The 21,175-nt window shown below is 56.0% G+C and carries 24 protein-coding genes and 1 pseudogene; 8 read left to right on the forward strand and 17 right to left on the reverse strand.

From position 1 onward, the window contains the following. Positions 1–177: 177 nt before the first annotated feature. The 8 genes and pseudogenes from ACLD3P_RS08215 to ACLD3P_RS08250 form a co-directional block, all read left to right on the forward strand. Positions 178–270, forward strand: a pseudogene (locus ACLD3P_RS08215) (heavy metal-binding domain-containing protein); the annotation flags it as partial. A 259-nt stretch (positions 271–529) separates the two neighbouring features. After that, complete coding sequence (gene phsA / locus ACLD3P_RS08220) at positions 530–2,806, forward strand: thiosulfate reductase PhsA (protein ID WP_411006583.1); 2,277 nt, start codon at positions 530–532, stop codon at positions 2,804–2,806. Positions 2,807–2,820: 14 nt separating this feature from the next. Next, positions 2,821–3,399, forward strand: coding sequence for a thiosulfate reductase electron transport protein PhsB (gene phsB / locus ACLD3P_RS08225; RefSeq protein ID WP_052907430.1), 579 nt, complete (start codon positions 2,821–2,823; stop codon positions 3,397–3,399). Then, positions 3,396–4,160, forward strand: a complete 765-nt coding sequence (gene phsC / locus ACLD3P_RS08230) for a thiosulfate reductase cytochrome B subunit (RefSeq protein WP_001092553.1) — start codon at positions 3,396–3,398, stop codon at positions 4,158–4,160. Before phsB ends, phsC begins: the two co-directional genes overlap by 4 nt. A 123-nt stretch (positions 4,161–4,283) precedes the next feature. Beyond that, positions 4,284–5,456 carry a serine-type D-Ala-D-Ala carboxypeptidase DacD gene (gene dacD / locus ACLD3P_RS08235; RefSeq protein WP_000925038.1) on the forward strand — a complete coding sequence of 391 codons (1,173 nt, stop codon included), beginning with the start codon at positions 4,284–4,286 and terminating at the stop codon, positions 5,454–5,456. A 150-nt stretch (positions 5,457–5,606) separates the two neighbouring features. Next, the gene (gene sbmC, locus ACLD3P_RS08240; protein ID WP_000384326.1) at positions 5,607–6,074 is read left to right on the forward strand and encodes a DNA gyrase inhibitor SbmC; all 468 of its coding nucleotides are present in this window, start codon (positions 5,607–5,609) and stop codon (positions 6,072–6,074) included. Between the two features lie 118 nt (positions 6,075–6,192). Next, the gene (locus tag ACLD3P_RS08245) at positions 6,193–7,251 is read left to right on the forward strand and encodes an FUSC family protein (RefSeq protein WP_001200858.1); all 1,059 of its coding nucleotides are present in this window, start codon (positions 6,193–6,195) and stop codon (positions 7,249–7,251) included. Positions 7,252–7,495: 244 nt separating this feature from the next. Further along, positions 7,496–7,831: a DUF496 family protein gene (locus ACLD3P_RS08250; RefSeq protein ID WP_000450405.1), complete on the forward strand. Its 336-nt coding sequence runs from the start codon at positions 7,496–7,498 to the stop codon at positions 7,829–7,831. 33 nt (positions 7,832–7,864) lie between these two features. Here ACLD3P_RS08250 and pduX read toward each other — a convergent pair whose 3' ends face one another. The 17 genes from pduX to pduE all read right to left on the reverse strand — a co-directional run bounded on the left by pduX (position 7,865) and on the right by pduE (position 21,163). Next, a complete protein-coding gene (pduX, locus tag ACLD3P_RS08255) occupies positions 7,865–8,731 on the reverse strand; it encodes an L-threonine kinase PduX (RefSeq protein WP_031617815.1) in 867 nt (288 codons plus the stop codon). A gap of 93 nt (positions 8,732–8,824) precedes the next feature. Further along, positions 8,825–10,039: a propanediol utilization propionate kinase PduW gene (gene pduW / locus ACLD3P_RS08260; RefSeq protein ID WP_000120647.1), complete on the reverse strand. Its 1,215-nt coding sequence runs from the start codon at positions 10,037–10,039 to the stop codon at positions 8,825–8,827. Next, positions 10,024–10,476: a propanediol utilization protein PduV gene (gene pduV / locus ACLD3P_RS08265; protein ID WP_000826277.1), complete on the reverse strand. Its 453-nt coding sequence runs from the start codon at positions 10,474–10,476 to the stop codon at positions 10,024–10,026. The genes pduW and pduV overlap by 16 nt, the downstream gene beginning before the upstream one ends. A gap of 4 nt (positions 10,477–10,480) precedes the next feature. Next, a complete protein-coding gene (gene pduU, locus ACLD3P_RS08270) occupies positions 10,481–10,831 on the reverse strand; it encodes a propanediol utilization microcompartment protein PduU (RefSeq protein WP_000441100.1) in 351 nt (116 codons plus the stop codon). Then, the gene (gene pduT / locus ACLD3P_RS08275) at positions 10,831–11,385 is read right to left on the reverse strand and encodes a propanediol utilization microcompartment protein PduT (RefSeq protein ID WP_024797355.1); all 555 of its coding nucleotides are present in this window, start codon (positions 11,383–11,385) and stop codon (positions 10,831–10,833) included. The genes pduU and pduT overlap by 1 nt, the downstream gene beginning before the upstream one ends. 2 nt (positions 11,386–11,387) lie before the next feature. Continuing rightward, positions 11,388–12,743: a cobalamin reductase PduS gene (pduS, locus tag ACLD3P_RS08280; protein ID WP_411006585.1), complete on the reverse strand. Its 1,356-nt coding sequence runs from the start codon at positions 12,741–12,743 to the stop codon at positions 11,388–11,390. Continuing rightward, on the reverse strand, positions 12,740–13,852 hold the full coding sequence (gene pduQ / locus ACLD3P_RS08285) for a 1-propanol dehydrogenase PduQ (protein ID WP_131046418.1): 1,113 nt from the start codon (positions 13,850–13,852) through the stop codon (positions 12,740–12,742). Before pduQ ends, pduS begins: the two co-directional genes overlap by 4 nt. Before the next feature lie 11 nt (positions 13,853–13,863). Further along, positions 13,864–15,258, reverse strand: coding sequence for a CoA-acylating propionaldehyde dehydrogenase PduP (pduP, locus tag ACLD3P_RS08290; protein ID WP_303080824.1), 1,395 nt, complete (start codon positions 15,256–15,258; stop codon positions 13,864–13,866). After that, complete coding sequence (gene pduO, locus ACLD3P_RS08295; RefSeq protein WP_411006586.1) at positions 15,255–16,265, reverse strand: two-domain cob(I)yrinic acid a,c-diamide adenosyltransferase PduO; 1,011 nt, start codon at positions 16,263–16,265, stop codon at positions 15,255–15,257. The genes pduP and pduO overlap by 4 nt, the downstream gene beginning before the upstream one ends. Before the next feature lie 9 nt (positions 16,266–16,274). Continuing rightward, complete coding sequence (pduN, locus tag ACLD3P_RS08300) at positions 16,275–16,550, reverse strand: propanediol utilization microcompartment protein PduN (RefSeq protein WP_000549825.1); 276 nt, start codon at positions 16,548–16,550, stop codon at positions 16,275–16,277. A 3-nt stretch (positions 16,551–16,553) separates the two neighbouring features. Beyond that, a complete protein-coding gene (gene pduM, locus ACLD3P_RS08305) occupies positions 16,554–17,045 on the reverse strand; it encodes a propanediol utilization microcompartment protein PduM (protein WP_001012965.1) in 492 nt (163 codons plus the stop codon). Beyond that, complete coding sequence (locus tag ACLD3P_RS08310; RefSeq protein WP_000356733.1) at positions 17,042–17,674, reverse strand: phosphate propanoyltransferase; 633 nt, start codon at positions 17,672–17,674, stop codon at positions 17,042–17,044. Before ACLD3P_RS08310 ends, pduM begins: the two co-directional genes overlap by 4 nt. After that, positions 17,674–18,156, reverse strand: coding sequence for a propanediol utilization microcompartment protein PduK (pduK, locus tag ACLD3P_RS08315; protein WP_316970749.1), 483 nt, complete (start codon positions 18,154–18,156; stop codon positions 17,674–17,676). The genes ACLD3P_RS08310 and pduK overlap by 1 nt, the downstream gene beginning before the upstream one ends. A 3-nt stretch (positions 18,157–18,159) precedes the next feature. Next, on the reverse strand, positions 18,160–18,435 hold the full coding sequence (gene pduJ, locus ACLD3P_RS08320; protein ID WP_001057755.1) for a propanediol utilization microcompartment protein PduJ: 276 nt from the start codon (positions 18,433–18,435) through the stop codon (positions 18,160–18,162). A gap of 18 nt (positions 18,436–18,453) precedes the next feature. After that, positions 18,454–18,804 carry a propanediol dehydratase reactivase beta subunit PduH gene (pduH, locus tag ACLD3P_RS08325; protein ID WP_000377969.1) on the reverse strand — a complete coding sequence of 117 codons (351 nt, stop codon included), beginning with the start codon at positions 18,802–18,804 and terminating at the stop codon, positions 18,454–18,456. After that, the gene (gene pduG / locus ACLD3P_RS08330) at positions 18,794–20,626 is read right to left on the reverse strand and encodes a propanediol dehydratase reactivase alpha subunit PduG (RefSeq protein WP_024798498.1); all 1,833 of its coding nucleotides are present in this window, start codon (positions 20,624–20,626) and stop codon (positions 18,794–18,796) included. Before pduG ends, pduH begins: the two co-directional genes overlap by 11 nt. A gap of 15 nt (positions 20,627–20,641) precedes the next feature. Next, positions 20,642–21,163 (reverse strand): propanediol dehydratase small subunit PduE, encoded by a 522-nt coding sequence (pduE, locus tag ACLD3P_RS08335; RefSeq protein WP_001090597.1) that lies wholly within the window; start codon positions 21,161–21,163, stop codon positions 20,642–20,644. Positions 21,164–21,175: the final 12 nt, after the last annotated feature.

Below are 21,175 nucleotides of genomic sequence, written 5' to 3' on the forward strand. Positions count from 1 at the left end.
ATCACAATTCACCATGTTATCTGGCAGGTTTCTTTCAGAAAGTGTCCATCCTGTCATCATGTCACCGTATTGTGGGACGCTGACGTATCTGCGGAAAAATCAAGGCATAAGGGAGCGGGTCGGGTAACGAAGCCCGTGTGCACGCAAAAGTAAACCCGCTTCGATGCTCAACCAGCGTTTTTCACCGGCATTCGGGATATCGTCGGCGGACATTCCGGCGCGTATGAGAAAGAACTGCGTAAAGCGCGTGAAATCGCTTTTCAGGAAATAATCGTTTTCTTTTAAATATTATTACGTGTTATTGGAATTGTATCATTTTTATAATTAACAGCGGGTTGTTTGGTAATTCTGCTGATTATTCAATGACAGTCCATGTGCGTGTTCAGGAAATGTAAAATATTTATAAAATAAAAGGTTTTATCGTGTTGGCGTGTTCATTTTAACAACTATTTCAAATTGTGATTGAAGCCGACATTTCATAATACAAATTAAATATAATCTTCAGCTATATCTAATAACAGGAGGTTATATGAGCATTAGTCGTCGTTCTTTTTTGCAGGGGGTGGGCATCGGCTGCTCTGCCTGCGCGCTGGGCGCTTTTCCGCCCGGGGCGCTGGCGCGCAACCCAATTGCCGGCATTAACGGTAAAACCACGCTAACGCCAAGCTTGTGCGAAATGTGTTCCTTTCGTTGCCCTATTCAGGCGCAGGTAGTCAATAACAAGACCGTTTTTATCCAGGGCAATCCTTCTGCGCCGCAGCAGGGGACGCGCATATGCGCCAGGGGCGGGAGCGGCGTCAGCCTGGTCAATGACCCGCAACGGATTGTAAAACCTATGAAACGCACCGGGCCACGCGGTGACGGTGAATGGCAGGTGATTAGCTGGCAGCAGGCTTACCAGGAAATCGCGGCGAAAATGAATGCCATCAAAGCGCAGCATGGCCCCGAGAGCGTGGCTTTCTCTTCCAAATCGGGCTCGCTCTCCAGCCATCTTTTCCATCTGGCTACGGCCTTTGGTTCGCCTAATACCTTTACTCACGCCTCAACATGCCCTGCCGGGAAAGCCATTGCGGCAAAAGTGATGATGGGCGGCGATCTGGCGATGGATATCGCTAACACGCGCTATCTGGTTTCGTTTGGCCACAATTTGTATGAAGGGATTGAAGTTGCCGATACCCATGAGTTAATGACCGCGCAGGAGAAGGGGGCCAAAATGGTGAGCTTCGATCCGCGTCTGTCGATATTTTCCAGCAAGGCGGATGAGTGGCACGCTATTCGTCCCGGGGGGGATTTAGCGGTTCTGCTGGCGATGTGCCACGTCATGATTGATGAACAACTCTACGATGCGTCTTTTGTTGAGCGTTATACCAGCGGATTTGAACAGTTAGCACAGGCGGTAAAAGAGACGACGCCGGAATGGGCCGCCGCGCAGGCCGATGTCCCAGCCGACGTTATTGTCCGGGTGACACGCGAACTGGCCGCCTGCGCGCCTCACGCTATTGTCAGTCCTGGTCATCGCGCGACGTTCTCGCAGGAAGAGATCGATATGCGGCGTATGATTTTTACGCTTAATGTGCTGCTCGGTAATATTGAGCGCGAAGGCGGGCTATATCAGAAAAAAAACGCGTCGGTTTACAACAAACTGGCCGGAGAAAAGGTCGCGCCAACGCTGGCGAAACTCAACATTAAAAATATGCCGAAACCGACGGCGCAACGAATCGATTTGGTCGCACCGCAGTTTAAATATATCGCTGCTGGCGGCGGCGTGGTGCAAAGCATTATTGACGCGGCGTTAACTCAGAAGCCTTACCCGATAAAGGCGTGGATTATGTCGCGGCATAATCCTTTCCAGACCGTCACCTGTCGTTCGGACCTGGTAAAAACCGTTGAGCAACTGGATCTGGTGGTTAGCTGCGATGTCTATTTGAGCGAGAGCGCGGCGTATGCCGACTATCTGCTGCCGGAATGCACTTATCTCGAACGGGACGAAGAGGTATCGGATATGTCGGGACTGCACCCGGCTTACGCTCTGCGCCAACAGGTCGTAGAGCCGATTGGCGAGGCGCGTCCGAGTTGGCAAATCTGGAAAGAACTTGGCGAGCAGTTGGGATTAGGGCAGTACTATCCGTGGCAGGATATGCAGACGCGCCAACTCTATCAATTGAACGGCGACCATGCTTTAGCGAAGGAACTGCGACAGAAAGGGTATCTCGAATGGGGCGTTCCGCTGCTATTACGCGAACCAGAATCCGTTCGTCAGTTTACGGCACGTTACCCCGGCGCTATCGCGACGGACAGCGACAACACCTATGGCGAACAGCTTCGCTTCAAATCGCCCTCCGGCAAAATCGAACTTTATTCCGCAACCCTGGATGAATTGCTCCCAGGCTACGGCGTTCCGCGCGTTCGTGACTTTGCGCTTAAAAAAGAGAATGAGCTTTACTTCATTCAGGGCAAAGTGGCCGTGCATACCAATGGCGCGACGCAGTACGTACCTTTACTCAGCGAGCTAATGTGGGATAACGCGGTCTGGGTCCATCCGCAAACGGCGCAAGAAAAAGGCATTAAGACCGGCGATGAGATCTGGCTGGAAAATGCTACGGGTAAAGAGAAAGGTAAGGCGCTGGTGACGCCCGGAATCCGCCCGGACACGCTTTTTGTCTATATGGGATTTGGCGCTAAAGCTGGGGCCAAAACGGCGGCGACGACACACGGTATCCACTGCGGAAATTTACTGCCGCACGTGACGAGTCCGGTATCCGGTACGGTAGTGCATACCGCAGGCGTGACGCTGAGCCGGGCATGAGGGAGGAGGGAACCATGAATCATTTAACGAATCAGTACGTCATGCTGCATGATGAAAAGCGTTGTATCGGCTGCCAGGCGTGTACCGTTGCCTGCAAAGTGCTTAATGACGTACCGGAGGGATTTAGCCGCGTACAGGTACAAATTCGCGCCCCTGAACAGGCATCCAACGCACAAACCCATTTTCAATTTGTCCGCGTCTCCTGTCAGCACTGTGAAAATGCGCCATGTGTCAGCGTTTGTCCTACCGGAGCGTCATATCGTGATGAAAACGGGATCGTGCAGGTGGATAAATCGCGCTGTATTGGCTGCGATTATTGTGTTGCCGCATGTCCTTTCCATGTGCGCTATTTGAATCCGCAAACCGGCGTCGCCGACAAGTGTAACTTCTGTGCCGACACGCGGTTGGCGGCTGGCCAGTCTCCGGCGTGCGTATCCGTTTGCCCAACGGACGCGCTGAAATTCGGCAGACTGGATGAGAGCGAGATCCAGCGCTGGGTCGGTCAGAAAGAGGTCTATCGCCAGCAGGAGGCGCGTAGCGGCGCGGTCAGTCTGTACCGTCGTAAAGAAGTCCATCAGGAGGGTAAAGCATGAATACTATCTGGGGAGCGGAACTACACTATGCGCCAGATTATTGGCCGCTGTGGTTAATTTACGCAGGCGTCGTGGTGCTGCTCATGCTTGTTGGGCTGGTTATCCATGCGTTATTGCGCCGGATGCTGGCGCCAAAAACGGCGGGCGGCGAAGAGCATCGTGACTATCTCTACTCGCTGGCGATTCGCCGTTGGCATTGGGGAAATGCGTTACTGTTTGTTTTATTACTGTTAAGCGGTTTATTTGGTCATTTTTCTCTCGGCCCTGTAGCGCTAATGGTACAAGTACATACCTGGTGTGGTTTTGCCTTACTGGCTTTCTGGGTCGGGTTTGTGCTGATCAACCTCACCACAGGTAACGGGCGTCACTATCGGGTAAATTTTTCCGGACTGGTGACGCGCTGCATACGCCAGACGCGTTTTTACCTTTTTGGCATCATGAAAGGGGAAGCGCATCCGTTCGCGGCAACAGAGCAGAATAAGTTCAATCCACTGCAACAACTGGCATATCTGGCGATTATGTACGCGCTGGTACCGCTGTTAATCATCACCGGTTTGCTGTGTCTCTATCCGCAGGTTGCGGGTCTGGGCCCTGTGATGCTGGTGCTGCATATGGCGCTTGCTATCATCGGCTTACTGTTTATTTGCGCGCATCTCTATCTGTGTACTCTTGGCGACACGCCGGGACAAATTTTCCGTAGCATGGTTGACGGCTATCATCGTCATCGTACCGCGCCGCGCGGGGATAAGTCCGCCGTCTGAGCGTATCCATAAAATAAAGTCAGCAAGAAAATGTGCCTTGTGTCACATTTTCTTGCAATTTATCCATGTTTGTTTAACTGAACTTCCGTAAAAAGAACGGCAAATAGAGACCATCCTGAGGACATGCTGTTGAAACGCCGTTTGTTTATTGCCGCTTCTTTATTCGCGATGCACCTTTCTCCTGCGCTTGCGGCCGATGCCGTAAGTTTTGCTCCCCAACCGCCAGCCATTGATGCAGGTGCCTGGGTGTTGATGGATTACACTACGGGACAGGTTCTTACCGCCGGTAATGAACACCAGCAACGCAATCCCGCCAGCCTTACCAAGCTAATGACGGGCTACGTCGTCGATCGCGCCATCGATAGTCATCGTATCAGCCCTGACGATATCGTCACCGTTGGGCGCGACGCCTGGGCGAAGGATAATCCGGTGTTTGTCGGCTCCTCGTTGATGTTTTTAAAAGAAGGGGATCGCGTGTCGGTGCGTGATTTAAGCCGTGGCTTAATTGTGGATTCCGGTAACGATGCTTGTGTGGCGCTGGCGGATTATATCGCGGGCGGGCAGCCGCAGTTTGTGGCGATGATGAACAGCTATGTGAAAAAACTCAATTTGCAGGATACCCATTTTGAAACCGTCCACGGTCTGGATGCGCCGGGACAACATAGCTCCGCGTATGATCTGGCCGTACTCTCCCGGGCGATTATTCACGGCGAACCTGAATTTTATCACATGTACAGCGAGAAAAGCCTGACCTGGAACGGCATCACGCAGCAGAACCGCAACGGCTTGTTATGGGATAAGACCATGCATATTGATGGGCTTAAAACCGGACACACATCGGGGGCGGGATTTAATCTTATCGCATCGGCGGTGGACGGGCAGCGTCGACTTATCGCTGTTGTGATGGGAGCGAAAAGTTCGAAAGGCCGTGAAGAACAGGCTCGAAAACTGTTGCAGTGGGGCCTGCAAAACTTTGCGACGGTGCAGATTTTGCACAGCGGTAAAAAAGTGGGCAGCGAGCGAATCTGGTATGGAGACAAAGAAAAGATTGCGCTGGGTACGGAACAGGATTTCTGGATGGCGCTGCCTAAAGCGGAAATTCCGCATATCAAAGCAAAATATGTGCTGGATAGAAAAGAGCTGGAGGCGCCAATCGCCGCTCATCAACAGGTAGGTGAAATAGAGCTCTACGATCGGGATAAACTGATCGCTCAGTGGCCGCTGGTCACTCTGGAATCGGTGGGTAAAGGCGGTATGTTCTCTCGTCTGAGCGACTATTTTCAGCATAAAGCGTAAGCCGTTGTCACACACCGTTCACCGCCATCTGAGGTGTCAAAAGGGCGGGATTGCGAGGTTGCTCACAAAATGATCACGCAGTCCTTGTGACCGTAAAAGGCTGTAATTATACTGTACATTCATACAGTATAGTAAAGTGACGGAGGCAGCATGGATTACGAAATCAGGCAGGAACAAAAACGCAAGATAGCCGGTTTCCACATGGTCGGTCCATGGGAACACACCGTGAAGCAGGGTTTTGAACAACTGATGACATGGGTGGATCGACAGCGGATCGTGCCAGTTGAATGGATAGCCGTCTATTACGACAATCCAGATGTCGTACCTGCGGAAAAACTCCGCTGCGATACCGTGGTGTCCGTGGCAGAGAATTTCATCCTGCCGGACAATAGCGAAGGCGTAATCGTGACCGCCATTGAAGGCGGCGAATATGCCACTGCTGTCGCGCGAGTGGAAGACCGTGACTTTGCGAAGCCGTGGGAACGGTTTTTTGACGTCCTGGAGCAGGATAGCGCTTATCAGATAGCCTCTGCGCCCTGTTTTGAAACCTATCTGAATAACGGTATGGAAGATGGATACTGGGATATTGAAATGTATATTCCGGTACAGCGGAAGTGATCGACTGGTTTCCTGGCTGAAAAGAGCGGACGGATAATGTGTTCCGTCCGCCAGTGCGCTATTTTTGCTATAAAGCAGGTACAATGCATTTTTTGCTATTCCCGTAAGGAGCGCAAGCGTGCGTGCCGATAAGTCATTAAGCCCTTTTGAAATACGGTTGTACCGTCATTATCGCATCGTGCATGGCATACGTATCGCCCTGGCGTTCATTCTTACCTTTCTGCTGGTTCGTCTGTTTTCTATTCCCGAGGGCACATGGCCGCTAATCACGTTAGTGGTGATTATGGGGCCCATCTCATTCTGGGGAAATGTAGTGCCTCGTGCTTTTGAGCGCATAGGCGGTACGATTTTGGGCGCGGCGTTAGGGCTGGTGGCGCTACGCCTGGAGCTCTTTTCCTTACCGCTGATGCTGGTGTGGTGTGCGATAGCGATGTTTTTGTGCGGCTGGCTGGCATTAGGGAAAAAACCGTATCAGGCGCTACTGATAGGCATAACGCTCGCCGTTGTTGTCGGCGCTCCTGCTGGTGATATGAATACGGCATTATGGCGTGGCGGGGATGTGATTTTGGGGTCGCTACTGGCAATGTTGTTTACCGGCATCTGGCCCCAGCGCGCCTTTTTGCACTGGCGCATCCAACTGGCGCATTGCGTCACGGCGTATAATCGGGTGTATCAGGCAGCGCTGTCGCCGAATTTGCTGGAGCGCCCCCGGTTGGATAAACATTTGCAACGATTGCTGAACGATGTCGTCAAAATGCGCGGGCTGATAACGCCCGCCAGTAAAGAAACCCGGATACAAAAATCTATTTTCGAGGCCATTCAGACCATCAACCGCAATCTGGTTTGTATGCTTGAATTACAAATCAATGCCCACTGGGCGACGCGCGCCAGCCATTTTGTGATGCTTAACGCGCACACATTGCGTGAAACCCAGCAGATGACGCAGCAAACCTTGTTAACGATCGCCCACGCGTTGTTTGAAGGCAACCCGCAGCCGGTACTGGCAAACACCGGTAAACTGAATGATATTGCTGCCGAGTTGCGGCAGCTAATGAACGAGCAGCAGGGCGACGCGGTGGCTGAAACCCCCATCCACGGCTATGTTTGGCTAAGTATGGAAACGGCCCGACAGTTGGAACTGCTTTCGCATTTGATCTGCCGGGCTTTGCGCAAATAAAAAGCAGATGGGGCGAATGAATTTGTTGCTGCTTCGATTCAGCAAAGATTAAGAGTATGATACTAATATAAGGATAAAATGAGTGCTACTGGCAACGATTTTATCCCCGAACCTTCAGGTTTCCCCAGACGGCGACGTAACGGTGTTTCCTCTGGCGGCTTGAAGTATGACGGGGATAAACGTAATGTTTATCCACTAGCAGTTGCTTAACGAATCCGAATCTCACATTATCAGGGGTGTAAAAATGGAAACAACCAAGCCTTCTTTCCAGGACGTGCTGGAGTTTGTTCGTCTGTTCCGTCGCAAAAATAAACTGCAACGTGAAATTCAGGACATTGAGAAGAAGATCCGTGACAACCAGAAGCGTGTGCTGCTGCTGGACAACCTGAGCGACTACATCAAGCCAGGTATGAGCGTTGAGGCGATTCAGGGTATCATCGCCAGCATGAAAAGCGACTATGAAGATCGCGTTGATGACTACATCATTAAAAATGCCGAAATCTCCAAAGAGCGTCGCGACATTTCCAAAAAGCTGAAAGCGATGGGCGAAATGAAACACGCCGATGTAAAAGCCGAATAATGCGCTACGGCAGTGGGAGCGTATATCAGGCTCTCACTGCAGTTTGACCCCGCCTGTGACCATCTTGAGTAAATGTTGTTTTGGCCAGTGTCGGGTAAGTTTTTTCTCTGCCAGCTTACCTTTCAGGCGCGCAATATCATGACGTTTCCGGTCCAGCATCAGACCCACCACGCTACCGCTATGCGCCACGTTCAATCCGTATAAATCACACTCTTCGACCAGCGACAGCAGGGCGGTAAAGCCCGGCTTAGGTAACAGCGTCTGGCTGGCGATAGCGCTAAGCGTAGCCGCCTCACCCAGTCGGAGCGGATTTTGCGTTATACAGGCTTCCTGCACCAGATTCCAGGCCTGCTGCAAGGTTGCTGAACTTGCTATTAATTTCTGCTGGCGAGGGAGACGGTGGTAATCTTGCGTGCGCAGTGTGACCGGGCTTTCCAGTACCAGCAAATCGATTGGCGGCGGTGGCTCGCAGGCGATTTGCGTGGCCGCATTATTATGATCAAACAGCGTTAACTGATGAAAAACGGTGCTATCAGTGGGTTCGATTGAGACGCAAAGCTGTGCAAGGGTGGTTTCATCCAGCGAATGGCCAAGATGATGCGCCGTTGCCACCGCCGTAGCGGCGATATCTGCGGTGCTGCTGGCCATGCCTTTGGCAACAGGAATTGACGAACGCACATCGACGCGAATCTCGTTACTCCAGTGCGCAGGATACTGCCAGTGCGCCAGAACGCGCTCCACCATCGCCCGCGACAATGGACGCTCGTTTACCAGCGGCGGCGCAGCCGTGACTACTACGGTGCTGTACCAGTCAACGGGGCAGGAGACCAGTTTCTCACTGCCCAGAATCCATCCCTGGATAAGTTCCCCGCATGAGGCGGGGCATTGCGCAACAGCCACGTTATCACCTTTCAGGTACGAATAGTGTGCGCGCATAGTGTCATGGTAAAAGCGTTATTACCATGACTTGCCGCAATGCGTCGTATGACCCTCTCAGGCTGGTACACAAAGCCCTTCCGTGGCCGGTAGCGCAATGCGCATAACGTCTTGTGCGATCATTAACTCTTCGTTGGTGTTGATGACGGCGACTTTCACCAGGGCGTTCTCCGTCTGGATAAATGTCGCATTACGTTGATTTTTCTCTTCATCAACGGCTAAGCCCAAAAATTGCAAATTATGGCACACCGCCGATCTGGCGCGCGCTGAGTTCTCGCCAATGCCCCCAGTGAATACCAGCGCATCCAGTCCTCCCATTTGCATAATATAGCTGCCAATGGTGGCGCGAATGCGTTCGGCAAACAGAGTGAGAGCGAGTTTAGCCTGCCGGTTACCGGTATTGGCTGCCTGTTCGACATCGCGGTAATCAGACGACACGCCAGAAACGCCCAGCAAGCCTGACTCATTATTTAATAACTGATTCAACTGTTGCGGCGTTTTGCTTTCGCGCTGGGCTATCCACGGCAGAATAGAGGGATCAATATCTCCGCTACGGGTGCCCATCATCACGCCTGACTGCGGCGTAAAGCCCATCGACGTATTGACCGAACGCCCGTTCTTGATGGCGCAGATGCTGCTACCGTTTCCAAGATGACAACAAATCACCCGTAATGCGCTGAGTGGTACGCCCAGCTTTTCCGCCAGAACGCCGCTGACATACTTATGGCTGGTGCCATGAAAGCCATAACGGCGAATCCCCAGTTCAGCATAATAATGCCAGGGAAGCGGGTAAATATAGGCGGGTTCATCCAGCGTCTGGTGAAATGCCGTATCAAACACGGCTACGGAAGGGGCATCAGGCAACAGTTGACGAAAAACGTGAATACCCAACGCGTTTACCGGGTTGTGAAGCGGGGCCAGTTCAGCAAGACGTTCGATTTGCGCTAACGTTTCATCCGTGACCAGCGTCGAGTCTTTAAAAAACTCACCGCCGTGCGCCACACGATGGCCCACCCCGTCAATGTCCCGCAGACTGTTAATGATTTGATAACCCAGCAGCTTTTCCAGAAGCAGCGTTACCGCATCGCGATGATCGGCAACGGGGACGGTTTCCTGCCATTTTTGGCTGTGCGTCTTAATTGTCACCTGCGCATCCGCCATACCGATACGTTCAATCAGCCCCTGACAGAGCATGTCGCCCTGCGGCATCTCCAGCAGCTGGAATTTTAACGATGAGCTGCCGGCGTTAATGGCCATTATTTTGTAAGACATAAAGGTTCCTTCGAATTCAGAAAATCCAGCACGGCGTCGAGACCCGAGTTATTCAGCGCGCTGGTAATAAAAATCTGCTGTGCGCCAGCCTGCGTAAGCCATTCCGCAACCAGCGAAATACGCTGCGGCTCGGCCAGATCGGCCTTAGTGACCAGGCCAATCGTCGGTCGGTTCATCGGGGCGGTAAACCCCGGAGAAAAGGGCGACCACTGGGCGTCGGCATTTAACACCAGGGCGATAACGTCGGCCTCGCAGGCGCTGGTCAGCAGGGCGCTATACAGGCAGCGGTTCTCCAGGTACTCGCCCGGCGTGTCGATGGCCATCGGCGACCATTCAATGGCCTGGGTTTTCTTATAATGGAGCGCTTCGCCGCGCAGGCTTTGGGTCAGCGAGGTTTTCCCGCACTGGCTGGGGCCGATAAACATCAAACGCTTCATTGGCTTACGTCCGGGTAATCGAACAGGTGGTGAATTGCATCATCTCGCCCAGCGTGCGCGTCACCTGCTTGAGGGCATATTCCACAGCAGAAACGTCGCCGGTCAGCACCACGGCACCGGTAAAGCGATCGAGAAAACCAATTTCCACCGCGCCGGATTTGGTGGCGATATCGCAGGCGATAATCGATGCTTCGCTCGGCGTGATGGTAAGGATGCCAATGGCGGAGACCGCATCCGGCAGGCCCAGTTTCTTAAAGAGATCTTTCCCTGGATTAGCAATCAGGTGCGCGAGAGTGACCTGTTTCCCCGGCACGTATTCCTGAATCATGCGATCCGTTGTCGGTTGTCTTTCCATTATCCCTCCACCATCTGTCGCCACATGGCTTCATGCGGGCGCGGGATCACCGAACGGTAAACCAGCAACCCTTTCTCGCCCGCGCTTTCGCTGGCAACCGTCACGGCGTTATTGACGTCTGAAACGTCGCCCGCCACCACCATGTAGCATTTACCGCCGATGCCGAAGGCCATATGCACCCGCACCAGGGTGACGTTTGAGCCTTTCACCGCCCGGTCTGCGGCGCTGATGCAGGCCGCCACGCTCCAGGTTTCGACGATACCGACCGCCTGGAGTTTCTCGACGCTATTCAGGCCGCTGATGGCCGGAAGTACGCTGGGATGAATATTTGCCAGCACCAGGCTGTCGACGAGCATCTCGCCGGCCTGCGACGTACCGGTTTCAATGGCCTGCTGGACAGCGCCGATATCTCCGCCGAGCATCAGTAAAAACTTCCCCGGACAGATGGTCTTGCTGACCAGCAGATCGACGTTGGCGCTTTTCAGCATGGCATCACCAAGCTCCATGCCTTTGGCGATGCTGGTGAGTTCTAAAATTCCTATAGCCTGAGACATGGTTAACCTCTTACAACCGTGATGGCCTGTTCGCTGATGGCCGATACAACGCCGTCGATGCTGGCGTGAACGGGGGCGCCGAGCGCGCCAGGCGGGATATCGGCAACGCATTGCCCGCGCGTCACGCGCTCGCCGACGGCAACAGTCGGTACTGCGCTGGCACCAATATGCTGGCGCAGCTGCAAAGTGACTTTTTCTACTGACGGCTCTTCTTCAACCAGCGGAGCTTCCTGGTACCAGGGGCTTAGTCCCAGTTTGGCGATCAGCCGCTTCACCGGCACCAGGCGATATTTCGCCATTTCGTCGGTCGGATTCAGCGGCCCTACGTAGCGCTGGTTTTGCGCCCGCAGCTCGCGTTTTAACATGCGATTGATGCGCATCGGCGAGATCCCCACCGGGCAGGCCACGCTTTCACAAATGTTGCATTCCGAGCAGGTAAGGGCGCTCAGCAGCAACTGCGGCGTGGCGGCCTGGTGAAAGTTCAACGCCCGCACCAGCAGGTGCGGAGAGAGTTCGTGGCCGATCAGGTGTCGCGGACAGAGATCGGTACACAGTCGGCACTGTTCGCAGACGGTGCGCGCGACGGAAAGCACCGTGCGCTCGTCCTGCATTCTCCGCTGGATAAGCAGATGGCTTTTGGGGAGCACCAGCAGGCCGCCGGTAGTTTTCGTCACCGGGTTATCAAGAGAGGTAATCAGGCCACCCATCATCGGGCCGCCGTTAATAAAACCAGGGTCGTCGACCGTTGCGCCGCCCGCCAGCGCCAGCACTTCATGCAGTGACATGCCGATAGGAACGGTAACGGTCAACGGTCTGGCGACCGCGCCGTTTACGGTCAACGTGCGACGAGTGACCGGAAACTGCTGCTCGACCGCCCGGGCAATATTCAGCACCGTTTGCACGTTATTGACGACCACGCCGACGCTGGCCGGTAGCGCAGCCGGGGCGACCCGGCGGCCGGTTGCCATCCAGATAGTCAGCACCTCATCGCCCGCCGGATATACATCCGGCAGGATATGCAGGCGGATACCGTCTGGCAGCAGTGGGGTGAGGGCGTCGATGGCCCGGCGGTATTTTTCTTTCAGGGCTATCACCCCTTCGCGCGCGCCGGTTGCCGTCATCGCGTACTGCACGCCGCGAACAAGACGCGCGGCCTGCTGCCACATCAGTTGCTGGTCAACTTTGAGCATCGGTTCACACTCGGCGGCGTTCACCAGAAAAATCTCTACCTGCGCCTGTAGTTTGACGTGAGCGGGAAAACCTGCGCCGCCCGCGCCGACAACGCCCGCTGCGCGGACGCGCTCGCGAATTTCATCAGCGCTATGAGACATTTCAACGACGTTGACGGCGGTACTCATAGCAGTTCCTCCAGCAGTTCCTGAATGGCTTCGGCATTGGCCGGGCGCGGGTTAGTGCGCAGCGTAACGTCAGCCAGCGCAGCCTGCACCATCGCCGGAATGCGTGCGGAAAAGTCGGATCTTCCTTCTTTAAGCGCAACGGCCAGTGAGGGAAGGGCACAGCGTTGCTTAAGCAGTTCGATTTGCTGAATCAGCGCATTGATCGCCGCAACGTCATTGGCTTCTGCCGGGCAAAAACCGCAGACTTTGGCCAGCCGCGCGTAGCGTTTGGCGGCGCGCGGGTCACCCGCGTTAAAGCGGATCACCGTCGTGAGCAGCAGCGCATTGGCCAGCCCGTGCGGCAGATGAAACTGTCCGCCGAGCTGGTGGGCTATCGCGTGGTTAAGACCCAGTCCCGCCTGGCTGAATGCCATCCCCGCCAGCGTTGAAGCATTGTGCATTTTCCCGCGCGTCGCCACGCAGTCGCCTTTTTCCACTGCCGTGGGCAGATACTGGAACACCAGTTTGGCGGCTTTTTCCGCCAGCGCGTCGGTAAAGTCGCTGGCGTGCGGTGACACCCAAGCCTCCAGGGCGTGGGTCAGCACGTCCATACCGGTGTTGGCGGTAATCTGCGGCGGTACGCTGACCACCAACTCCGGGTCGAGGATCGCCATATCCGGATACAGCGTATTGTTGAACAGCGGATACTTGATGCCTTTATCCGGGTCGCTAATTACGCAGGCGCTGGTCACTTCCGAGCCGGTGCCGCTGGTGGTCGGGATCGCCACGCAGGTTTCGATGTTGATCCCGCTCTGCTGGCTAAACCAGACAATCGCTTTCGCCGCGTCCATTGCTGAGCCGCCGCCAAAACCGATCACCACCTGCGGCTGCAGGGTCTGCATTAGCGCAATGCCCTGAACCACTGTGTGGATGGTGGGGTCCGGCGTTATCTCGCTAAAGACGCTGATGCGGTTATCTGCGGGCAGCGCGTTACGCAGGGTATCCAGCAGCGGAGAGCGCGCCAGAAAACCATCGCAGATTATCCAGATGTGCTTATTGGTAAAGCGCTTGAGCACCGCCAGGCTGCCCTGACCGCTGTACAACCGCGTTTGTAGTGAGAAGGTATTCATCGCGACCTCGGTTAGCGAATAGAAAAGCCGTTGGTCAGCACGCAGCGCCGGGAGCGGGCAAAAGTACGCGCTGACGTGGTCCCTTCACCGGTTGGCGTGGCGATAGTGAAGGTGGTAAAGCCTTCGCCGCCGACGCCGATCCCGGCATAAGAGGGGCCGTTTTTGACGAATATCGAGGTTTGCAGCGTGCGGGCCGCGAGGTTCAGGCGCGACACGTTCTGCGAGTGCATAATGGCGGTATGATGTAGCCCCTCTTCAACCTTCAGGGCCAGCGCCAGCGCGCTATCGAAATCGCTGACTTTTACCACCGGCAGCATCGGCATCAGCTGTTCACTGGTGACCCACGTATCGTCGGCGTTGACAACGGCAATCAGCAGACGCGGCGCTTTTGCAGGGACAGCGATCCCGGCGGCTTCCAGCATGGCCGATGGGCTCTTGCCGACCAGTTTTTTATTCGCCTGGCCTTCAGGCAGGCAGGCGGCGCGGAGTTTGTCGGTATCGGCAGGGCTTAGCAACAGCGCGCCGAAGGTTTGCATTTGCTGCACCAGACGCTCGGCGACGCTCTCCACTACGATCAGGCTCTTCTCGGCAATGCAGGGCAGGTTATAATCGAATGACGCGCCGTTGATGATATCTTCTGCCGCTTTCACCAGGTCCGCTGTTTCATCGACGATGCAGGGCGGGTTACCCGCGCCAGCGCCAATCACCTTCTTACCGCTCTTCATGCCCATTGCCACAATGCCCGGGCCGCCGGTAATGGCCAGTACTGCGATTCGCGGGTGGGCCATCATCTGCTGGGTCGCTTCGAAGGTGGGTTCAGCTACAGTCACCACCAGATTGCGGATGCCGCAGCAGCGGAAGGCAATCTCTTCAATCAGGCTAATCAGCTTCAGAGAGACCTTTTTCGCGCCCGGATGCGGGCTAAAGTAGACGCTGTTGCCCGCAGCTAACATGCTGATGCTGTTATTGATGATGGTTTCCGTCGGGTTGGTGCTTGGGGCGACTGAACCGATGACGCCAAACGGCGAGTATTCAAAGAGTACCATGCCGCCGTCACCGGTCAGCGCGGTGGTGGTGAGGTCTTCTACGCCCGGCGTGTTGTCCAGCGCAGCCTTGTTTTTTAGGAATTTATCTTCTTTGTTGCCCATCCCCGTTTCATTGGCGCTCTCTTCCGCCAGGGTCGCCAGCAGCGGCGTCAGCTCCTGACGCATCGCGCTGATAATGGCGCTGCGGGTTTTTAGCGGGCACTGCTGATAACGTAAGAACGCCTGGTGCGCGGCATCGATGGCCTCGCTCACGGACTGGAAAATCCCTTTGCCCTGAGGCTGGGCCGTAGTTTGCGCCGGCGTTGTTAATTGCTCGCTAAGAATGGTGCGAATCAGGGTTTCGAGTTCAGAAGTATTCATTGATGAGTTCCCACGTTAATAGCCGCGATGGCGGTCTGTGCTATATCCATGTCCTGCTCAACGCTGCCGCCGCTGATGCCAAGACCCCCAATTAATATGCCGTCGCGCCACAGGGCGTAACCGCCGCCAAAGGTGACCACTTTTCCCTGTAAATGACTTTCCAGGCCATAAAGCGCCGCGCCTGGCTGAACAACATCGCTCAGCTCATGGGTCGCCGTTTTCATTGCCACTGCGGTCCATGCCTTTTTCGGTGCCAGTTCGCTGCTGACCAGCAGGGCGTCCGGCATCCGCCAGGTCACAGTTTCCGTACCGTGCGCGTCAACGATGCTGACGACTACCGGAACCTGCAGTTGCTGCGCGCGTTCAACGGCGGCGCGGGTGAGCTGGTGCAGATCGTGGAATGAGAGGGCCACGGGCGTTGTCTCCTTGCTGCGGGTCGGCTGGCTGGCAGCCAGATAGCGCTTGCTAACTTCACGGATGATGTTGGCCTGGTGCGCATCGCTATCTTCCGCGCGGGCCAGGGCGTACAGGCAGTCCGATAAGCGGTTGATGTAGCGCATCAGCACCTGGCGTACGTTGACTTCAGTTGCCAGTTCAACCAGACGGCGTTCGGCGCGGCGCGCCAGCGTGCGGGCAAAATGTAAGCGGCTCGCGGCTTCGCAGCGTCCGGGTAAAATAAAGCTGTGCAGCGGTTCGACGCGGGCCATTGCCCGATCGATAGCGGCTTCCAGAGCCGAAATCTCTTCGCTGCTGATGTAGCGCTGTTTGGACGACGGCTGCTCGCTGTCGCTGGCCAGCTCTGCGCTAAACCAAAAAAGTTGCTGCTGGATGGCCTCGAGTAAGGTGCGGTGATTTTCATCCGCAGCGGCGCAGGCGCACAGGCTCAGCGCGGCGTTCAGCTCATCCAGCGTGCCGTAGGCTTCAACCCGCGGGTGGGTTTTGCTCACCCGCTGGCCGGTAAACAGTGATGTGGTGCCAGCGTCACCTGTTCGGGTATAAATCGCCATAACCGCCCCTTAACGCGAAAGCGTATCTACAATGCCGACAACGGCGAGGTCGATGGCCTCATTTGGCCCGGAAAAAACGTGCCTGGCGCTGGAGCCGCCGCTGAGCAAAACCAGTTCGCCGACGCCCGCGCCGACGGAGTCCACGGCCACTTCATCGCCAGAGGTGGGCGAGGCGGGGAGTTCGCCATCGGCGCTGACCCGACGCACCAGCAGCAGCTTTTTCCCAATCAAAGAAGGTGATTTTTGCGTGGAGACAACCGCGCCCGTGACTCGTGCCAGATGCATGATTTACTCCTGCTTAATTAATTGAATATTCCGCGCATTGGCCGCGTCACGCGCCATGGCGGTCACGATGCATTTGCGGTGGACAACCAGACGCCCCCGGCTTAGCAGCGCGACATCGCGATAGCTCAGCACCGAACCCGCATGCAGAACCAGCGGCAGTCCGTGCTCGTCGGTGAATACCAGCGGCAGACGAGCCAGTTTTTTTACCGGGATAACCGGCAGCAACTGGCTGTGCAGGCTGAGCTGTACGCGGATGCCAAACGCCAGCGCGTCGTGAATTTTCCGGGCGGCGGCATCGTCGGTTTCTGCATCCGCAAGCTGACCCAGCAGCGGCAGGTCGACGAGCAGGATGCGTAGCGACGCGTGCTGACAGAACAGCGCTGGACAGTCGGCATCGCGAAGTTGCGTAACGCTCAGCGTCGCCGTGCTCTGGGCACGGCGCTGCAGCCGGGAGACAATCTCCTCGACAATGCGCTGCAGGGTTTCGCCGTTCATCGCGGGCCTACCAGCCGGGCAAAGGCCTGCGGGTTATCGGCACCAGCGGCGTTGGCTTCATCGGTATCAATGTGCATTTCGAGGCGCATGTCCGGTGAAACGCGAATCGCCACGTTGTTGAAAATCAGCCCGCGATCGTCGCCTTCAATCGCCACTGAAACCATATCGCCGTGGGAAACCCGCAGGATCAGCGCATCAAGCGGCGACATATGGATATGCCGCTGCGCGACGATAACCCCGGAAGGTAGCTCCAGTTCGGCAAAGGGGCTGACCAGGCGGATGCCCGGCGTCCCCTTCAGGTTGCCGGACATTCTCAGCGGCGCGGCAATCCCCAGCGTTCTCGCATCGGTACGCGAAATTTCCACCTGGCTTACCGAGCGCAGCGGGCCGAGCAGGCGCACATTTTTGAGCTGCCCTTTCGGTCCTACCAGGGTGACGGTTTGCTCCGCGGCGTATTGTCCCGGCTGCAGCAGCGCTTTTTTCTCGCTGATGGGATGGCCGGGAAACAGCCGCTCATAATCCTGTGCGGACAGGTGGATATGACGGTTTGAGACGCCCAGCGGGATAGGCCGCTGGCGCATCTCATCAAGAACTTTACTGACCGTTGATTGCAGAAGCTCTTTATCCATTACGCTTCACCTCGCTTACCGGGATGAATGCAAAGCGTGCGAGGTTCGCCCTTCTGGCGAGGACATTTTGGATCCAGACACAGGTTGCAACTGACCAGTTCTGATTCCTGCGGGGCCTCTTCTGCTGGCGCTTCAGAAACGACATCAGCTATCTCTGACGCTTCAGGCTCAGGTTCAATGACGGAGGGTGGGGGTGTCTCTGCGAGCAGGATCCCTTCTCCGGGCCTGGCGATAACCTTGTGGGCCACCAGGCCATTCCGCTGTTCGGCGAAATGCGTACCGGTGGTGATAGCCGCCTGAACGGAGGCCACATCACCGGTAATTTTAATCACCATCCAGCCTGAACCATTGGTCTTTTCGAGGGCGAGCAGCGTGATAGAAGCGGATTTCGCCATGATATCGGCGCAGCTGATAGCCAGTGCCAGACCACAAACTTCAAGTAATCCCAGTGATTGCTTCACGCGGTGCTCCTTATTTGCCATCGATTAGGCTGATTTCGGTAAAATGGCCTCAACATCGCTGTGCGGACGCGGGATAACGTGGCAGGATTTCACTTCACCCACTACGCTTGCCGCCGCGCTGCCTGCATCTACGGCTGCTTTAACCGCGCCGACGTCGCCGCGAACCATGACGGTAACCAGGCCAGAACCAATTTTTTCGTAGCCCACCAGCTGTACGTTGGCGGATTTAACCATTGCATCGGCGGCTTCAATGGCGCCGACCAGCCCTTTTGTTTCAACCAGTCCCAGTGCGTTATTCATACTGCCGTTCTCCTGTGATTAAGCATGGAGATCCCGAAAAGGGATCCCTTTGACCAGCCGTGCCGCGTTATTACCGGTGTTGCGTTGGGCCTGACTGTCCTGATGATGCATCAGCGTAAAAAGCGGCGCCGATGCGGGTAAATTCTTGTAATGCACGACCAGCGAGTGTCGATCGCAGGCAATGCCAACCAGCAGCGGCGAGCTGCGCGCCGCCTGCCAGGCGCTGTCAACGACATCTCCAGCCGGGTGATGCTGAAGCAGGAAAGGGATGCCTTCCTCTTCGATACCCAGCAGCACTTCGTGCCAGAGGCTGGCGCAGTCGTTGATAACGGTAATGACGATAGCCGGGGCGCTGTGATTACTGTCCATGCGCAAACTCCTTGTGCCAGGAGAGAATCAGGCCTGTGGCCACCGCGTTTCTTGGGCCTTCGCTGCCGCGAATATTTCCTCGCCCGGCGACCAGGCGGTAGTGCGCCAGCGCATCGGTGACCAGCTGCGGAACTTCGAAATCCAGCGACGAGCCGCCGACCAGCACCACGAACGGAATATCGCGAATGTTGCCGGTTGGACTGACCTGGCGCAGCGCGCGCAGGGCGTTGGTGACAAAGACGCGCTCTTTGGCGCTGCGGCGAATGGCGCGCACTTTTTCCAGCGCTAAGTCGCCGGGAAGCGGCACCAGTTCGTCCGGTTTCACCACGCAGACGCGGGCGAACACGGCGGGAGGCAGCGGCGTCGGGAAGAACTGGACGCTGCCGTCCTCGTGGCGTAAGTGGAACAGGCTTTCGACCTTAGCCAGCGGGTATTTTTTGATCTCTTCCGCCAGATAGCGGTCTTCCAGCCCCAGTTCGCGGGCAATAATCATCGTGACCATGTCGCCTGCCCCGGCGAGATGGGTGGCGATGATTTCACCTTTAGGGTTGATGATGGAGGCATCAGTGGAGCCCGCGCCGAGGTCGAGGATCGCCAGCGGTCGGGTGGTACCCGGCGTGGTCAGCGCGCCCAGAATGGCGGCTTCAGCCTCAGCGCCGCCGATCTGCACGTCGATATTAAGCTTCTGCTCAATTTCACGGGCAATCATCGCCATCTGCAGGCGGTCTGATTTCACCATCGAGGCGATGCCGACGGCCTGCTCCAGCGAGAACTCCCCGGCCAGACCGCCGGTGACGCTCACCGGAACCGAGGTGTCAACGGCCAGTAGATCCTGAATGAAAATCTCACTGCTCGGCTTGTTGGTCAGTTCGGCCATGGTCTGGCGCACGTGCTCCAGCATGCCGCCGATATTGGTCCCGGCCTCGCCGGTGACGTTGTCGAGCTTACCGCTGCCGTCCACTGCTTTCATGATGGCTTCGGCACCGGCGGCGACATCCACGCGCACGGTTCGGCCCTGCGCCTGCAGTTCCAGGTTACCGGCGGGTATTGCGCGCGCTTTGACGTCGCCGGATGGCGTTTTAACCACCACGGCGGAACGGTTGCCGATCAGCGCGCGCGCCATCGGGACGATGTTTTTCGTCTCATCGGCGTTGAGATTAAATACGGTGGCGATGCCGTAAGGGTTAGAGAGGGTTTCGATAACCTTTCCCGGCACGGCGACTTCAATCGCCGCCAGCATCCCCAGCGGAATGCGGTCGATGTACAGAACTTCATCGACAATCGGTAGCGATTTTTCCAGCCGGTTGCTGACCAGTACGCCATCGTCGCGCTGCAAAATGACGCCGGTAATCTGGTATCCGGCGCGCATTGAGGCGTTGATAACATTGGCGATATCGGCAAAATCAAAGGCTGACGATACCACCAGAATATAGGACGAGTCCGCCGGGCGGGTTAACAGCTCCTCCGGCGTAATCGTGATACCCACACCAAGGCCTACTCCGCCCGGCGTTTTTGGGTTATGGCCAATCATTGTCGATTCGGTGATGATGGTTTCGGTAATGGTTTCCATCGCCACATCGCCAATCACCGGCGTGGCTTCGTTAATGCGGATGAGCGAAATATCGCTGACATTGATCCCCGCGCGCTTTGCGACGAGGGCGAGCGCTTCCTGAATGCCGAACACGTTACGCAACGTGCCTTTGATCCCGGTGGTTTCCGCCAGCGCGCTGTGGGTGATTGTCAGCGCGCCAGCCTCATTCAGAGTCGCCAGGGCGACTTCCGTTGATGAGTTGCCGATATCAATGCCAGCTATATATCGCATCACATACCCCTGTAATTAATCGTCGCCTTTGAGTTTTTTACGCTCAACGTACAGCCCTGCCGCTTCACGAACGAAAGCTGCGCAAATCTTTGCCTGATAACGATTTTCGAGATCATCGGCGATAGCGAGCAGCTCTTCTTTCGTTGAACGATACGGACGAAGGGCGTTGTAGATTTCAAGAATGCGATCGTCCGGTACCGCGGTCAGTTCGGCGGCGCGTTCGAAGTTCATCGCCAGCCGGTCGCGGCCCGCGTCCTTGGCGATAGACGCCTGTAAGCGCAGGGTTTCCGGGGTAATACGCATATCCTGAGCGGTGACTTTATTGCTCAGCACGTTTTCTAGCGTAAAGTCGTCCAGCGTTTTATTGGTGGCGGTTTTCACCCATTCCGGGTGCTTGTTCGCCAGCGGGTAGTCGCTGACCTTTGCGCTGCGGGACGTGCCGCCTGCCGCAGGAGCCGCTGCTGGCGCATCGCCCTGCAGGCTGTTCATGCGGCTCAATACGTCCCGGACCATCGATTCAATTGCGTCGGTATTCATGGAGTTATCCTT

Source organism: Salmonella sp. 741265073_HBA, from assembly GCF_046569105.1.
GTDB classification, from domain to species: Bacteria; Pseudomonadota; Gammaproteobacteria; order Enterobacterales; family Enterobacteriaceae; genus Salmonella; species Salmonella enterica.

Coding starts and splice junctions, on each gene's coding strand:
- phsB (WP_052907430.1), top strand. CDS start 2,821: ATGAATCATTTAACGAATCAGTACGTCATGCTGCATGATGAAAAGCGT.
- pduQ (WP_131046418.1), bottom strand. CDS start 13,852: ATGAATACCTTCTCACTACAAACGCGGTTGTACAGCGGTCAGGGCAGC.
- pduU (WP_000441100.1), bottom strand. CDS start 10,831: ATGGAAAGACAACCGACAACGGATCGCATGATTCAGGAATACGTGCCG.
- pduP (WP_303080824.1), bottom strand. CDS start 15,258: ATGAATACTTCTGAACTCGAAACCCTGATTCGCACCATTCTTAGCGAG.
- phsA (WP_411006583.1), top strand. CDS start 530: ATGAGCATTAGTCGTCGTTCTTTTTTGCAGGGGGTGGGCATCGGCTGC.
- pduO (WP_411006586.1), bottom strand. CDS start 16,265: ATGGCGATTTATACCCGAACAGGTGACGCTGGCACCACATCACTGTTT.
- ACLD3P_RS08250 (WP_000450405.1), top strand. CDS start 7,496: ATGGAAACAACCAAGCCTTCTTTCCAGGACGTGCTGGAGTTTGTTCGT.
- pduS (WP_411006585.1), bottom strand. CDS start 12,743: ATGAGTACCGCCGTCAACGTCGTTGAAATGTCTCATAGCGCTGATGAA.
- pduW (WP_000120647.1), bottom strand. CDS start 10,039: ATGTCTTACAAAATAATGGCCATTAACGCCGGCAGCTCATCGTTAAAA.
- pduG (WP_024798498.1), bottom strand. CDS start 20,626: ATGCGATATATAGCTGGCATTGATATCGGCAACTCATCAACGGAAGTC.
- pduH (WP_000377969.1), bottom strand. CDS start 18,804: ATGGACAGTAATCACAGCGCCCCGGCTATCGTCATTACCGTTATCAAC.
- pduE (WP_001090597.1), bottom strand. CDS start 21,163: ATGAATACCGACGCAATTGAATCGATGGTCCGGGACGTATTGAGCCGC.
- pduJ (WP_001057755.1), bottom strand. CDS start 18,435: ATGAATAACGCACTGGGACTGGTTGAAACAAAAGGGCTGGTCGGCGCC.
- pduN (WP_000549825.1), bottom strand. CDS start 16,550: ATGCATCTGGCACGAGTCACGGGCGCGGTTGTCTCCACGCAAAAATCA.
- pduM (WP_001012965.1), bottom strand. CDS start 17,045: ATGAACGGCGAAACCCTGCAGCGCATTGTCGAGGAGATTGTCTCCCGG.
- phsC (WP_001092553.1), top strand. CDS start 3,396: ATGAATACTATCTGGGGAGCGGAACTACACTATGCGCCAGATTATTGG.
- ACLD3P_RS08310 (WP_000356733.1), bottom strand. CDS start 17,674: ATGGATAAAGAGCTTCTGCAATCAACGGTCAGTAAAGTTCTTGATGAG.
- sbmC (WP_000384326.1), top strand. CDS start 5,607: ATGGATTACGAAATCAGGCAGGAACAAAAACGCAAGATAGCCGGTTTC.
- pduK (WP_316970749.1), bottom strand. CDS start 18,156: ATGGCAAATAAGGAGCACCGCGTGAAGCAATCACTGGGATTACTTGAA.
- pduT (WP_024797355.1), bottom strand. CDS start 11,385: ATGTCTCAGGCTATAGGAATTTTAGAACTCACCAGCATCGCCAAAGGC.
- dacD (WP_000925038.1), top strand. CDS start 4,284: ATGCTGTTGAAACGCCGTTTGTTTATTGCCGCTTCTTTATTCGCGATG.
- pduV (WP_000826277.1), bottom strand. CDS start 10,476: ATGAAGCGTTTGATGTTTATCGGCCCCAGCCAGTGCGGGAAAACCTCG.